This window comes from Collinsella intestinalis (genome assembly GCF_902501455.1).
Classification (GTDB): Bacteria; Actinomycetota; Coriobacteriia; order Coriobacteriales; family Coriobacteriaceae; genus Collinsella; species Collinsella intestinalis.
In genome coordinates this window covers 186,774-200,717 of the sequence record NZ_CABWIC010000007.1, presented here as the reverse complement: position 1 = coordinate 200,717, position 13,944 = coordinate 186,774, and the positions used below count along the sequence as shown (strand labels likewise).

The following is a 13,944-nucleotide window of genomic DNA, read 5'->3' as shown; positions in this document are numbered from 1 at the left end:
ATCGAACACTCCTCGTGGCATCTACAGGTTTGCGATGTGGTCGGCGGGCGTGGGAACCATCGTCCCCGCGCTTTTCTGCGGCTTCTTGCCCGATCCCCCACCGTTGGCGACCGCTCCCGTCAAACGGGCCTCGAGCACGCTCACGACACGTGCAAGTGGGAGCGTGATCACCAGATAGAACAGGGCGGCCACCACATACGGCGTGATTGATCCAGTCGTGGCGACAATGGTCTTGGCGTACATGACGATCTCCATGACACCGACTGCCGCGAGCAGGGACGTGTCCTTATAGAGCAAGATGAATTCGCTGGTCAGCGTTGGGATCACGTTGCGGAACGTCTGCGGGATGATAATCGAGACCATGGTCTGGGCCGCGGTCATGCCCAAGGAGCGCGCCGCCTCGGACTGACCCTTTGGGATGGACTGGATACCGGCGCGGAAAATCTCGCACAGGTAAGCTGCGGAGTTCATCGCCATCACAATCACGCCGAGCGTGTAGTTGTCGATGTTGACGCCTGCGAGGGGCAAGCCGAAGAACGCGATGTAGATCTGCAGGAACGCGGGTGTACCGCGAATGAGATTCACATACACGCCGGCGAGCGCGCGCAAGATGCGCGATTTAGAGATGCGCATGAGCGCGAACATGAATCCAAAGGGAATCGCCACGGGGAAGGCGACGAGCACGATTGCCAACGACATCAAAAAGCCCGAGAAGATAATCGGCAGGCTGCTGACGACGAGCACTGGATTGAGGAACAGGCGCAGGAACGTGTTCGAGTTCCAAGCCTCGACCCATGGCTGGGTCTCGAGGAACATCTTGAACTGGTCGAACGGAGTGACGCCCTTCACATTCACCGCGGGGATGCCCTCGATCTCATGGCTTTCACCGTCTATCAGCTCGTAGGAGCCAGAGCAACGCATCTCTCCACCCGAAGCTGGAAAGACAACGCCATACAGCTCGACGCGGAAGAAGCGACCGGCGGGGGCGGGGGTCGGCAACGTCATTTTGACGCTCTCGCCCTTTTCCTCAATCGACGGATTGAGGAACTCGCGCTCCATGAGATCGTCCCCAAAAAGCATGGTCATGCGCAAATCGTCAGTCGAATACGAGGTGCCCTCCGGCACGGTGAGGGTCAGAGCGGCAAGCTCCTCATCTGGAGCAGCCTGCACTTCCCAGGTGATTCTCGTCTCGATCCCGCCCAAGACGTCGCTGCCCGAATCCCCGTTGGGCTGGCATGTGAGCTTGTGGACCTCGAGCGCAGAGGCCGTACCGGGCATCGCAACGCAGGTAAGACACAGCAGCGCGATCACGGTCAGCATACGCAAGACGGCACAGCGCGCACCCTGACGGCGCGACGAAGGCCCCAACGAGTTACCCGACGTTTGGCGTACGTGTTCCATGGTCCTTTCTCCATCCATTCGCTCGTTCGCACCGCCGACACGACCCCCTTGCAAGTCGGCGGTGCACATCATCCGAATCGCCCACATCCGTGTGGCATTCACCTATTTGATGCTGTATTTCTCCATGAGGGTGTCCACCGTCCCATCCTCCGTGAGTTTTGCGATGGAGTCGTTGATGGCATCCGTGAGGCCGGGATTGTTCTTGTTGACGGCGACCGAGTACTCCTCACCCGTCGAAATGAGCTTGATGACCTGCTCGTTGTCAAAGCTGCTCGAGGTCATCTGAGCCGCGACGGAACGATTGGTCACGAGAGCGGACGCCTGGTCGGACTGGAGCGCGGCGAAACAGTCGGTCGCGTTCTTGAACGGCACGACCGTCGCCTCGGGGAAATTCTCGTTTACAAACGCCTCGGCGGTGGAACCGGACTGAACGGCGATTTTGACGCCCTCGACGTTCAGCGTTTCCGCGTAATTCTCACCCGTAACCTCGGCATTGTCCTTCATCGTCACAATCGCCTGGTCGTCCATGTAATACGGGTCGGTAAAATCGACCTGCTTCTCGCGCTTGGGCGTGATGGTGATGGCGCCGAACGCCACGTCGTACTTGGTTCCCGATGCAACCGCCGCGCACAGGCCGTCGAAATCCATGTTGCCGATTTCCAGCTCAAGCCCCAAATCATCGGCGATGGCCTCCGCGAGCTCAAGGTCGAACCCGCGGTATTCGCCATCTTCGATGTACTCGAACGGCGGATATTCAGCCGAGGTGCCGACGCTCAGCGTCCCCTCTTTCACCAGTGTGTATCCATCATCGGATCCAGACCCCGCATTGGGGGAAGGGGCATCCGATCCGCCGCAGCCCGTTAGGGCGAGCGCCCCGACCATCGCCAAAGACGCCATGCACATACCGATACGCTTCTTCATGATGAATCCTTTCCCGAGTCTTATCCAGCGAGATGAGCTCGCTTAGCCCGAGTATACACACTCTCGTATCTTTATGCGTGGTAATTCACTATTTGATAACAATTATGATTATTCTCTTCATCTGAACGCATTTTTGTGTATCAGCTATTCAACCGTTAAGCCCATGTGTATCCACATCGATACAAACGTTCATCTACCGAAAACGAATTGCGCCCCCTTGATGCGGTACTTCGCATCAAGGGGGCGCACACCAAAGGTGCATCTGATTAAGAAGCAAGCGCGTTAAAGCAGCGCGGCAAGCTTAAGACAGTGCGGACAGCAGGTCCTCAGCTTGCAAGGCGATTCGTGTCTTATCCCACTCGGGGATCACATAGACGCCGGTCTCCCAAGCAGATGCGGGCAGCACAAAGCCCTCGCCCTCCCCGCCCACGATAGACGCCTCCACATATTCGAGGAGATCGACGAGCTGACGGCGAACGTTTGCATTGGCGGCCTTTCCGCCAGCGCCGGAAATGGCAACCGGCATGTCAGTCAACGACACCGCCGCCTCGAAGTCGCCGGCCACCTGCGGGCGACTCAACCAATCGAGCACGTTCTTCAATCCCGCGGGATAGCTGAAGTTGTACTCGGGCGTGAAGATCCACACGGCGTCCGCGGCCTCCACCTGCTCGCGCACGCGCACAACCTCGGGCGGCGGCGGAAACTCAATATCCTCGTTCATCAACGGCACATCGGCATACTCCAGGTACTCCACATCTGCACGATCACCGATCACCTCGGCCGCATATCCCGCCAGCGTTCGATTGTGCGAGTTGCGACGCAAGGATCCGACAATGAAAACAATCTTTTTGCTGCTGGACATATGTAAACTCCTTCAGGGCATTAATTACTAGTAGTGCGATAGTACTTTACCTGTACCCCTCCCCAAAGGGCCTAAACACAAAGACGAGCCTGCGGCGCAAACCGCAGGCTCGTCCCCAAACAGCACACAGCGACCCATATGCACGCCGAGTTCTTCCATCTCCCCTCGGACACGTTCGCGAGGGCAGGCGGTATTCTACGCCGTAGGCCCGTCGGCTTCGGCATCAGATGCCTCGGCGGAGGGCTCAGCAGCAGGCGCAGCTTCCGAATTCGCCCGGGCGCCGGCAAGGCTCACGACTTGGCGGACCGTCCCCTCCTCCTCGTCATCGGAGGAAGCGGCACAGCCAAACTCGATCGCATCGCCCACGCGGTAGCGGACGATACCGAGCATCTCCGGCAGGGCGAAATCATAAATCGCACCGTCGCCCTCGAGAGTCACGTAGAAATGCGAGTTGCCGTCGATGACCGCTTGCGCGATCGAGGCGATGGTACCGGACAGCTGGTCCTCGACTCCGTTTGCGGCAACCTCGTCCTCGGACAGGGCGCCCGATGATGCGAGCATCTGCAGGTAGCTCTCCTGGGTCGATGCGACCGTGGAACCCGTGGCGACGCTCTGGTAATGCTCCACGTTGATCATGGCGTACATCTTGACCAGGCCGGCATTGTCTTTCAACGCCATGAAATAGGTCGGCTGCCCGGCGACATTGAGCAGAAGCGGGTAGGTCGCTTCGTACTTGAGGTTCTGCACCTGACCCTCGGCAGACGCCTGGGCCGAATCCTCGGTGGCGCCCGCCACCGGATAGTAATGCGACTCTCCCGTGCGCTGATTGACCAGGATGAAGCCAACATTCGAGCTGTCGGCAGTCACGGAGCTCACACCCGTGTACAGGTAGATATCATCGCCCTGGGCAAGGTAGTTGTAGCCGAGCTCACCGTCGGTGCCGAGCGTGGTGCGGACCACGCCCTGCTGGCCAAGCCAGGAGTTGAGCCAACCGCCCCTGTACGCGCCGCTCCAGTTGTACTGCTGGATGATGAGGTCGCTCGGATAGGCGCGGTCGACCCATGTGGGGCAGTCTTCAATCGCGTAATCCTCAGTCTCGCCGGTGCAAGCGTTCACCAGAACAACGCGCTGGATCGTGGTGCCCTCGAACAGGCCGATGGTGCGCTTCTGCACGGGAAAGACCCACCAGGGCGTTCCCTTCTCGTCGAGCTCGAAACTCTTCTGATCGAACATGTAGGTGGGGTACTTAAGCTGCACGTAGCGGTCGATGTTGCGCGCGAGCGGCTCGCTCTCGGAATAGCGGATCGGGTCCTTCAGACGCACAACCTCGGCCTCCTGCGTGACCATGTCCACGAGCACGTACGCGGGGATACCCGTGCCGCGATGACTCAGCCACTTGAAAAGATCGGCATAGGTGAGCGGGCTCACGCGCACCGGGCGACCCTGATAGTTGATCTGGCTGTAGGCGGGACTGATCTCGAACTGGCTCACGAACTCGGGGATCGAACCCATGGCGCGGGAGCCGAGCAACTGCGCGGAAGCGCGATCGATCACGGGGACATCCGAATAGTCGACTTCCTCGATATCCTTGGCGAAATCGCCGTCAGTGGTCTTGAGCACGTTGGCGTAACGCTCGGCGTTGCCGGGGATGAACGGCTCACCCATGATGAGGCCGACGAAGAACGCAAGAATCACCGCAAGCGGCACGTACGCGAGCCGGTTGAACAGCGTGGCATGGCGCGCGGAGCGCAGGGCCACGACCTTGAGGGCGACCACGGCGAATATTGCGACGAGGATGATCCAGCTCCACACGCGCGGGCTGTGGATGTTGAGCGCCGGATGGAACCACCAATACGAAACGAGCGCGGCGATACCGAGCACGATCAGCGCCACGATGAGCGCCGTACGGCTCCAGTGGGCGAGCTTCTCCATGAACGGGGGAACGGTGCGCCCTTTGTCAACATGTTCCCTGCGCGCGGCCTTCTCCCTGGCGCGAGCGGCCTTCTTGCGCTCGCGGGCGGACTTGGGCGCTTCGCCGCCCGCAGGGTCCTTCGACTCTCTCGCCGGGATGTCCTCCACCTCGACTTCCACATCAATGGGCTCCTCCGCACTGTGTTCGGCGCTGCCGGGCACCTCCACTCCGGAACGCCTCAGCATCTCCAAAATCTCGTCGTGGTTCATCGAGGTATCAATCCTTCCGTGTTTCGACAACTTGAAAAATGGTACCCACTTCATGCACTCGGCAACGCGAACGGAGACAAAAGCGGTATAACCGTCATCTGCCCCCCCGCGGCAAGATGCAGAGACGTTTTGCCGTCGTTCAGTAAGGAATGACCGCCCACCCCACGGACAGCCGAGCCACCGGAAACGGAACAGCGCGCTTGACCTCGGACCCGGTTCAGGGGATAACCTTTTGCAGGCACCGAGTACAGGGGGCGGGCGTCACGCGCTGAGAGCCGCCTTCGCACATGAGCACATAGGGAGACACGCATGTCGCAGAGAAACGTCCAAAAGCTCGAGAAGCCCGCCGTGAAACGCACGCTGCGCCGCTTTTGGGAGGTCACGCGCATGGTGCCCGGCGCGGCATTCCTCGCCGTGTTCACTTCCGTCGCCTACGTGGCACTGCTCATCTTCGTCAACACCTGGGTGATGGGCCTCATCGTGGACCGCGTGCAGGCCTCCCCTGTTCCCGCCGATAAGGTATGGGAGGTCTTCGGCCCCTACATCCTGGCGCTGCTGCTGGTGAACCTCATCGGCCAGATCTGCTCCAAGCTGCAGGACTACGCCGTCTACAAACTGCAAATCAACGGCAACTACCATCTCGCGCGCCTGTGCTTCGACACGCTCTCCAACCAGTCGATGACGTTCCACACGAGCCGCTTTGGCGGCGCGTTGGTAAGCCAGACGAGCAAGTTCATGAGCGGCTACACCCAGATGGTGGACGTAGTCGTGTACTCGCTCATCCCCACCATCGCAAGTACCGCCTGCACGTTCATCGCGCTCGCGCCGGCTGTGCCCGCCTACGCCGCGGCGCTCGCCGTGATGCTCGTGATATACGTGATCGTGGCCACACGCATGTACCAGCGCATCCTGCCGCTGTCCGCCGCCACCGCCAAGGCGCAAAACCGCCTCTCCGGCGTGCTGTCGGACGCCGTAACCAACATCCTCGCCGTCAAGACCTGCGGGCGCGAAGATTTTGAGAAGGAACTCTTCGACGAGGCGGACCTCGCCGCCATGCAGGCCGAGAGCCGATCCATGCGCGCCACCATGCAGCGCGGCTTCACCGCAAGCGGCATCATCACCGTGATCATGCTCATCGTGTCCATCTTCGTGGCCGGCGGCAACGCCTGGTTCGGCATCTCGGGCGGCATGCTCGTCATGATGTTCTCCTACACCTACCAGCTCTCCATGCGCTTCAACTACATCAACTCGATGATGCAGCGCATGAACCGCGCCATCGGCGACGCGAGCGAGATGGCCCGCATCCTCGACGAACCCCGACTCGTGGAAGATGCGCCCGGCGCCCCGGACCTCGTGGTGACCGAGGGCTCGATCGATTTCGACCACCTCGGCTTCGCCTACGCCGACGCCGCCGAGGGCGACCGCGTCTTCACCGACCTCAACCTGCATATCCCGGCCGGTCAGCGCGTGGGCCTCGTTGGTCGCTCGGGTTCAGGTAAAACCACTCTTACCAAGCTGCTGCTGCGCCTGTCCGACGTGCAGGACGGCCATGTGTACGTGGACGGCCAGGACATCTCCGCCTGCACCCAACAGAGCCTGCGCCGGCAGATCGCATACGTGCCGCAGGAGGCGCTGCTGTTCCACCGTTCCATCCGCGAAAACATCGCCTACGGGCGCCCCGACGCCTCCGAGGAGGAGATCCGCCGCGCCGCCGAGCTCGCCAACGCGCTCGAGTTCATCGATCGCCTGCCCAACGGCCTCGATACGCTCGTGGGTGAGCGCGGCGTGAAGCTCTCCGGCGGCCAGCGTCAGCGCGTGGCCATCGCCCGCGCCATCCTCACCGACGCACCGATCCTGGTGCTCGACGAGGCCACAAGCGCATTGGACTCCGAGAGCGAGGCGCTGGTGCAGGATGCACTCGAGAACCTCATGCGCGGACGCACGTCCATCGTCGTGGCGCACCGCCTGTCCACCGTGGCAGCGCTCGACCGCATAGTCGTGCTCGCCGACGGCGAGATTGTCGAGGATGGCACGCACACCGAGCTTGCCGAGGCCGAAGGAGAATACGCCGCCCTCTGGAACCGCCAAACCGGCGCGTTTTTGGACGGGGAATAAGCCGGACGAAGAAGCCGTGACAGGGCAAGCCGGGCTGAAAAACGGGCGCGCGAAGTCGCAATGAGGCATATCCTGCTGGAATGTCACTCACCAAGCTGCGACGAACCCCCTCGCTCGAGGAAGAGAGAGCTTTTTCGTACTCATCTTGAGATTAGTCAGATACACGCGATCGGATACCAACTGCGACCTGCAGTTTTGTTGGACAAAGCACCCGCACTACTTCATCCTTTTTAAAAACGATACGAAAAACCTCAACTTCTCAGCGCAAGCGCGACTCGCGTTACCCCGCGAGCCCGCGCAGGTAGGCGATCTCACCCGCATAACCCGCGAGGTCGTCATGCGGGGTTTCCAAAATAAAGGGCAGTTCGCACAGGGCGGGATGCGTCACGATGGCGCGCAAAACGTGCTCGCCGCCACCGAACTCGGGATTGCCCAGGTATCCCCCGCCGATCACCTCATGGCGGTCCTTATGCGCGCCACGCGGGTTCTTGGAGTCGTTGATATGGACCGCCTGCAAGCGCTCGAGACCCACAAAGCGGTCGAATTCGGCCATGACGCCATCCAGGTCATCCACGATGTCATACCCACCGTCGGAGATGTGGCAGGTGTCCAGGCACACACCGAGCATATCGGTGCCGGCAAGCTCGGGACGGCGTGAAGCCACACCCTCGATGATGCGTGCCAGCTCCTCGAAAGTGCGGCCCACCTCGGTGCCCTTGCCGGCCATCGTCTCGAGCAGCACGCACGTGCGCTGACCCTCGAACATAACGTGGCACAGGGCGTCGACAATGAGCTCGATGCCGGCATCGACCCCCTGACCCACATGTGCGCCAGGATGGAAATTGTAGAGTTGCCCGGGCAGCGCCTCCATGCGCTGCAGGTCCTCGGCCATGGCCTCGAGCGCGAACTCGCGCGCCCGTTCCTTGGCGGAACAGGGGTTGTACGTGTAGGGTGCATGCGCCACTAGGCGTCCAAACCCATCTTCGTCCAAGATTCGCCGCAGACCCGCCACGTCATCGAGATCGAGCGGCTTGGCGTTCCCGCCGCGCGGATTGCGTGTGAAGAACGCAAAGGTATTTGCGCCAATGGAGCGAGCGGTCTCGCCCATAGCGGCATAGCCCTTGGTAGTGGACAGATGACAACCGATGGTCAGCATGGGACCTCCGAAATACATGGGCCGCGCGCGGCGCGCAGTCGAAACACCTTGCTACTCTACGGCCTCGAGCTCGGCAAGCTCGCCGGCGGGAAGCTCGACGGTCTCCTCGCCGCGCACGAGCACGACAGCCGCGACCTTGGGGGCGTCGGTCCCGCTGACCATGAACTGATGCAAGACAAAGTCCATCGTCGCCGGCGTGTCCTCATCGGGCTGGGCCATAGTCAGCGTGAGCACGCCGTCGGCAAATTCGACGCTCTCGACCGCGGGCTCCGGAATCGACGAACCGGCGACCTGGACCTGCACCGTGCCATCCTCATGCTGAATCCAGCATTCACCGGGCATTGCCGCGCCATCCTGGCCCGCGACGTTCATGAAGGGGGCTTCGGGGTCGAGCGCAGCCTCCCAAGCAACGGCGGCGACAGGATCCGAGTGGGCTGAGCCTGCGCCGGCGGAACCGGAAGGCGCAGAGCCTGCGGGGCCTCCGGCGCCGCAACCAGCGAGCAGGAGCGTCGCCGCAGCGGCGATCAGGGAGCGACGGGTGATGCGGGCATCGAATTTCATGGGTGTCCTTTCGACGTCGAACAGCCTCCCGATTGTCCTCGATTGCATCCTCGCGGACCGATTCTCCTCAATCAACACACCAACCGCTCATGTAAAACCGAAGCCCATGCCGCTCGTCCGAGATTTTGCCCCGCTCATAGGGTGGACGGGATTCTTCAGGACGAGCGACGGCATCGACCCAACGCGGCCGGGCGTCACCATGAAACAGGCTACCCCTCGGCAAGACGCACCCCGAGCAACTGAACGAGATCGAGCGCCTGATCTGCACCGACCACGAGGCCGCGCAGCTCTCGGTAATCGCTCGACAGGACAGGCGCCGAGAACGTGCAGTCAGACACATCGATGCCGGCAAGTGGGGTGCCGAACACATCGATCCTCGTGAGATCGCACGCATCCCAGCGCACGTTCTTGAGCTTCGCCCGCTGCAACGCCGCTTCACGCAGCCTGCACCCATCGAGCGAGAAGTGGTCGATCGACGTCTCAGACAGGTTCGCGTACGAGAGGTCTGTGGAGACGGCGCAAACCCAGGCGATCCTCGCCTGGGGCAGGCTCAAGCCCGGTGCGGAGCAATCGCGCAGGTCCACACGGTTGAGCCACGCCTTGTCCATCACGCAACCGATGAACCGGCAGTTCTCGAGCACGACGTCGCGAAACGTGCATTCACGCAGGTCAACCTGCTCGAAAAGGCAATCGCGAAAGACCGCGTGCTCAAAGGTCGCCGCGTTCGCGCATTCATACGCGAGCTCCACGTCCTCGACCAGCACGTGCGAGATATAGCCGTCCCCCTCGGCGAACACCGCGAGCAGTTCATCGCTTCCCACGCGATGAGCTGTCTCCCCAACGCGAGCGCAGCCCGAGCCCATCCTCGCCGCCATCGCTACCCCCCTCCCCCGACGCGTTCGCGTGGCTCGTGCCACGCCGCCCGCACCGCATCGATGATGCGGGCAGTGCGAACCGTCGACGACAGCGGCATAATCGGGCTCTCGCTCTCGCCCCGGCGGATGAGCTCGCACGTATGGGAGATCTCATCGTAAAAATCATCGACCGCCAGGGGCGCTTCGATGCGCTCCCCTGCGGTACGCGAGGAATCGGGCCCGTCGAAGCGGTGCACCGTGAAGCCCGTCGGGCGATGGAGCATCGGGATGGAAACCTCGCCGCGCTCGCACGTCACGCGGCACTCGACGCGGTACTCCCCCGCGTCCCCGGCGAAATCGAAATGCACGGGCACGCCTCCGATGCGCAGGTCCGCCTCGTCGGCGATGTCGACCGCGGAGCCGTCCGAGGCCACCATCCACCGCGTCCGCACGTCGTCGACCTGTATCGCGCCGCCCAAGAGGTCCTCCGCCCATGCGACGCCATAGCACCCAAGGTCGTACAGCGTTCCCCCTTGAACAGGGTCGAGCAGGTAACCGCCCTCGAGGTCGCCGTAATCCAATCGATGCACGACTTCAATGCCGCGGATCTCGCCGAGTTCGCCGGACGCGAGCAGTTCTCGCACGCGGGCCCTAACGGGCATGAAGCGGGGCTTCATCGCCTCCACAAACAGGGAGCCCGACTCACGCGCGGCAGAAACGACCCGACCGGCCTCTTCGGCGGAGAGCACCGCCGGTTTCTCACACAGGACCGCCTTGCCCGCCCTCAGCAGCCGACAGGCCCATCGTTCGTGCATCCCATGAGGCAGGGAGAGGTAGACCGCATCGACGTCAGGATCGTCCACGAGCATCTGATGGGCGCGTTCGCCGCCATCTTCCGCGCTGACGTAGCGTCGACGTGCATCGACTGGAAACTCGGCGGCGAAGCTATCGAGGCGCACGGCACTGCGGCCGCTCAGCGCCACGAGCGACGCCCCCTCGACATGCCCCAAAGACCGCGCAAACCGACGCGCGATGCCGCCGGCGCCCATGATTCCCCAGCGCAATCCAGCCATATCGGACCTCCCATCCTCATGTTCAACCCGACATGATACGCGCTCGTCCCGCCACAAACGCCCAGACGGGAAAGGCGTACCATGGGACTGCAGCCGCATGCGGCTCGAAGACCATGCGAAAGGGGCAACCATGACAGATGCATCGCGCGCGGACACAACGCCATCCCGCCGGCATTCCCCCATACGTCGCGACTCGCCCATCGCCCCGTCATCGACCCTTTTCCCAGCGGCGGCCCTGTCCCTCGTTATCATCGCACTTGGCGGGTGCGCAGCATCGACCCCCATGATCGGGTCACAGGTCTCGGGCACCGCCGATCATTCGACGATGGTCATCGTGCAAGACACCGAGGCCGAAGATGCCCCCGACCCCGAGACTACAACGCTCGAGCAAGCCGACGGGCAGGCAAAGTCCGAGCTCGACGCTGCCGTGGCGGCCGTCGAGGAAGCGGGAGCCGATATCAGCTACATCGTTCTCAACCTCGAAAACGGCCAGACCATCGAGCACAACGCCGATCGGGCATACTACAGCGCGAGCACCATCAAGGCGCCGTTCTGCATCAGCCTCGTACGCGCCCAAGGCGACGCGGCACGGACGAACTACGGCGGCCTCATCACCTCGACCATCGTCAACTCGGACAACGAGGCCTATCGGACGCTTCGCGAACGTCTGTACGGTCAATCGTTCTTTGGCGAACTCTCCGCCCAGGCGGGAGCACCGTGCGATCTTACGCATTGGTACTGCGATTACAGCGTTCGCGATCTCGCGAACATCTGGCGCGTCTGCGCCGATTGGCTTGCGACCGACGACCCCTGTGCCCAATGGCTGCGCGACATGCTCGGCGACACGCTCAACTCACGCGTCGACGATATCGCGGGCATCGACCAAGCCTCCACATGGTCGAAGGCGGGATGGTTTTCGGGCGAGGCGCGTTACAACGTCACGTTCGACGGAGGCGTGGTCAATACGCCGCAGGGAAGCTACGCCATCGCCGTCGCGACCAATCGCGGTTCAGACTTCAAGAGCATCGAGAGCGTCATGAGGCCGCTCGTCTCCCTCGCCAACGCAAGGCTGTCCGAGGCGTAGGCCGTGCGCCCCGCAGACAGAACGTCAACCCTATAATGGCCCCAGCCAAATCGAAAGGAACCATGTGAAGGTCATCGTCTACACCGACGGCTCATCTCGTGGCAACCCGGGACCGGGTGGCTACGGAGCAGTCCTCAGGTACACCGCCCCCTCGGGCAAGCTGCACACGCTTGAGCTCTCCCGCGGTTACGACCGCACCACCAACAACCGCATGGAGCTGCTAGGGGTCATCTCGGCACTCGAGGCGCTCAACCGCCCCTGCGAGGTCGAGGTCCACTCGGACTCCCAGTACGTCTGCAACGCATTCAACCAGCACTGGGTCGAGAGCTGGATCCGCCGAGGGTGGAAGACCTCGCAGAAGAAGCCCGTCAAGAACGTCGACCTTTGGAAGCGACTGCTCGCCGCCAAGGAACCCCACGACGTGACCTTTCACTGGGTGAAGGGCCACGCCGGACACGAGTTCAACGAGCGCTGCGACCAGCTCGCCACGGCGGCGGCGGATGGCGAGGGCCGCGCGTGCGACACCGGGTTCATCGAGGGCGAGTCCGACTGACCGGCCGGCACACCACTTGACGAGAAGGACGTCCCCGACAAATCGGGGACAGATTGAGAGGCAGCGATATGATTCGCATCGCGACCATCGGAACGAGCGGCATCACCGCGTCCATGCTCGACGCCCTGGCGAACGTGGAGGGCGCCGTCTTTGTCGGCACCCTCTCGCGCGATCGCGAGAGAGCCGCGGCCTTCACATCCGAGCATGGGGGGACGACCCCCTTCACCTCGCTCGATGAGCTCGCCGCAAGCGATGGGGTCGACGCGGTCTACATCGGCAGCCCTAACGCGCTCCATCACGACCAGGCGCTCGCCTGCATCGCGGGTGGCAAGCACGTCCTTGTCGAGAAGCCCTTCTGCGCCAACCGACGAGAGGCCGTCGAGGTATTCGAGGCGGCTCGCGAGACGGGCGTCGTCGCGCTCGAGGCGATGCGTCCCTTGCACGACCCCGCCTTCCACGCCATCAAGGAGGCCCTGCCCCAAATCGGCGCCATCCGCCGCGCCACCCTTCGCTTCGGCAAGTACTCCTCCCGCCACGATGAGATTTTGGCGGGACGCCATACCAACATCTTCGACTGCGCCATGGCGTCAGGCTCCCTCATGGACATCGGCGTCTACTGCGTCGAGCCCCTCGTCGAGCTGTTCGGCGCGCCCGAACGCGTACTCGCCTCCGCCGCGCTGCTCGACGAGGACACCCGAGAACTCACGCACGGTCCGATCGACGGGTCGGGCGTCATCCTCGCCTCCTACCCCGGCATGACCGCCGTCCTCGCACATTCCAAGACCACGAACGACCTCTCCGACAGCCAGATCGAGGGCGAGCTCGGCACCCTCACCGTGCACGGGATCTCCGCACCTTCCGCCATACGCGTCGAGTTGCGCTCCCATGCCGCGCGGCAGGCGGATTCCGTCGGCTATTCCTCGGCCCAGACCGTCGGCCGCGACATCGACCTCCCCAGGTTCGAAAACACCATGCAACATGAGCTCGCGGACTTCGTTCAGTCTGTTGAAGAGATACGCATAGGCGGCGACTGCACCCAAGTCCCCTGCGGCACTTTCGGCAATGTCGCCCACTTCCGCGACGTGACCCTCGCCTCCCTCGACATCATGGACGAGGCGCGTCGCCAGACGGGCGTGAGCTTCCCCGCCGACCGCGAGACCACGGCCGCGTGCGAGAGCTAGCA

Annotated in this window: 12 protein-coding genes; 4 read left to right on the top strand and 8 right to left on the bottom strand. The window is 62.6% G+C overall.

Going from position 1 to position 13,944, the window contains the following annotated elements; translation table 11 throughout:
• Positions 1–21 precede the first annotated feature (21 nt).
• From AOBCEHNH_RS02070 to AOBCEHNH_RS02055, 4 genes are all read right to left on the bottom strand, one after another.
• Positions 22–1,401, bottom strand: coding sequence for an amino acid ABC transporter permease (locus tag AOBCEHNH_RS02070; protein ID WP_152062954.1), 1,380 nt, complete (start codon positions 1,399–1,401; stop codon positions 22–24).
• A gap of 102 nt (positions 1,402–1,503) precedes the next feature.
• Positions 1,504–2,322 carry an ABC transporter substrate-binding protein gene (locus AOBCEHNH_RS02065; protein WP_152062953.1) on the bottom strand — a complete coding sequence of 273 codons (819 nt, stop codon included), beginning with the start codon at positions 2,320–2,322 and terminating at the stop codon, positions 1,504–1,506.
• Positions 2,323–2,623: 301 nt separating this feature from the next.
• Positions 2,624–3,184, bottom strand: a complete 561-nt coding sequence (locus AOBCEHNH_RS02060) for an NADPH-dependent FMN reductase (protein ID WP_152062952.1) — start codon at positions 3,182–3,184, stop codon at positions 2,624–2,626.
• Between the two features lie 195 nt (positions 3,185–3,379).
• Positions 3,380–5,365, bottom strand: coding sequence for a voltage-gated chloride channel family protein (locus tag AOBCEHNH_RS02055; protein WP_152062951.1), 1,986 nt, complete (start codon positions 5,363–5,365; stop codon positions 3,380–3,382).
• Positions 5,366–5,674: 309 nt separating this feature from the next.
• On the opposite strand from AOBCEHNH_RS02055, the gene AOBCEHNH_RS02050 reads away from it, so the two are divergent.
• Positions 5,675–7,480 carry an ABC transporter ATP-binding protein gene (locus tag AOBCEHNH_RS02050; protein WP_152062950.1) on the top strand — a complete coding sequence of 602 codons (1,806 nt, stop codon included), beginning with the start codon at positions 5,675–5,677 and terminating at the stop codon, positions 7,478–7,480.
• A 280-nt stretch (positions 7,481–7,760) separates the two neighbouring features.
• Here the strand turns inward: AOBCEHNH_RS02050 and AOBCEHNH_RS02045 are convergent, their stop codons facing one another.
• From AOBCEHNH_RS02045 to AOBCEHNH_RS02030, 4 genes are all read right to left on the bottom strand, one after another.
• Positions 7,761–8,636 (bottom strand): deoxyribonuclease IV, encoded by an 876-nt coding sequence (locus tag AOBCEHNH_RS02045; protein ID WP_152062949.1) that lies wholly within the window; start codon positions 8,634–8,636, stop codon positions 7,761–7,763.
• 51 nt (positions 8,637–8,687) lie between these two features.
• Positions 8,688–9,197, bottom strand: a complete 510-nt coding sequence (locus AOBCEHNH_RS02040) for a hypothetical protein (RefSeq protein ID WP_226803195.1) — start codon at positions 9,195–9,197, stop codon at positions 8,688–8,690.
• A gap of 209 nt (positions 9,198–9,406) precedes the next feature.
• Positions 9,407–10,018 (bottom strand): pentapeptide repeat-containing protein, encoded by a 612-nt coding sequence (locus tag AOBCEHNH_RS02035; protein ID WP_152062947.1) that lies wholly within the window; start codon positions 10,016–10,018, stop codon positions 9,407–9,409.
• Positions 10,019–10,074: 56 nt separating this feature from the next.
• On the bottom strand, positions 10,075–11,124 hold the full coding sequence (locus tag AOBCEHNH_RS02030) for a Gfo/Idh/MocA family protein (RefSeq protein ID WP_152062946.1): 1,050 nt from the start codon (positions 11,122–11,124) through the stop codon (positions 10,075–10,077).
• A 283-nt stretch (positions 11,125–11,407) separates the two neighbouring features.
• Between AOBCEHNH_RS02030 and AOBCEHNH_RS02025 the strand changes: the two genes are divergently transcribed.
• The 3 genes from AOBCEHNH_RS02025 (at position 11,408) to AOBCEHNH_RS02015 (ending at position 13,942) form a co-directional block, all read left to right on the top strand.
• Complete coding sequence (locus tag AOBCEHNH_RS02025; protein WP_006722884.1) at positions 11,408–12,208, top strand: serine hydrolase; 801 nt, start codon at positions 11,408–11,410, stop codon at positions 12,206–12,208.
• A 64-nt stretch (positions 12,209–12,272) separates the two neighbouring features.
• Complete coding sequence (gene rnhA, locus AOBCEHNH_RS02020; RefSeq protein WP_152062945.1) at positions 12,273–12,761, top strand: ribonuclease HI; 489 nt, start codon at positions 12,273–12,275, stop codon at positions 12,759–12,761.
• A 68-nt stretch (positions 12,762–12,829) separates the two neighbouring features.
• Positions 12,830–13,942, top strand: a complete 1,113-nt coding sequence (locus AOBCEHNH_RS02015) for a Gfo/Idh/MocA family protein (protein ID WP_152062944.1) — start codon at positions 12,830–12,832, stop codon at positions 13,940–13,942.
• The last annotated feature ends 2 nt before the right edge of the window (positions 13,943–13,944 follow it).

Coding starts and splice junctions, on each gene's coding strand:
- AOBCEHNH_RS02070 (WP_152062954.1), bottom strand. CDS start 1,401: ATGGAACACGTACGCCAAACGTCGGGTAACTCGTTGGGGCCTTCGTCG.
- AOBCEHNH_RS02065 (WP_152062953.1), bottom strand. CDS start 2,322: ATGAAGAAGCGTATCGGTATGTGCATGGCGTCTTTGGCGATGGTCGGG.
- AOBCEHNH_RS02060 (WP_152062952.1), bottom strand. CDS start 3,184: ATGTCCAGCAGCAAAAAGATTGTTTTCATTGTCGGATCCTTGCGTCGC.
- AOBCEHNH_RS02055 (WP_152062951.1), bottom strand. CDS start 5,365: ATGAACCACGACGAGATTTTGGAGATGCTGAGGCGTTCCGGAGTGGAG.
- AOBCEHNH_RS02050 (WP_152062950.1), top strand. CDS start 5,675: ATGTCGCAGAGAAACGTCCAAAAGCTCGAGAAGCCCGCCGTGAAACGC.
- AOBCEHNH_RS02045 (WP_152062949.1), bottom strand. CDS start 8,636: ATGCTGACCATCGGTTGTCATCTGTCCACTACCAAGGGCTATGCCGCT.
- AOBCEHNH_RS02040 (WP_226803195.1), bottom strand. CDS start 9,197: ATGAAATTCGATGCCCGCATCACCCGTCGCTCCCTGATCGCCGCTGCG.
- AOBCEHNH_RS02030 (WP_152062946.1), bottom strand. CDS start 11,124: ATGGCTGGATTGCGCTGGGGAATCATGGGCGCCGGCGGCATCGCGCGT.
- AOBCEHNH_RS02025 (WP_006722884.1), top strand. CDS start 11,408: ATGATCGGGTCACAGGTCTCGGGCACCGCCGATCATTCGACGATGGTC.
- AOBCEHNH_RS02015 (WP_152062944.1), top strand. CDS start 12,830: ATGATTCGCATCGCGACCATCGGAACGAGCGGCATCACCGCGTCCATG.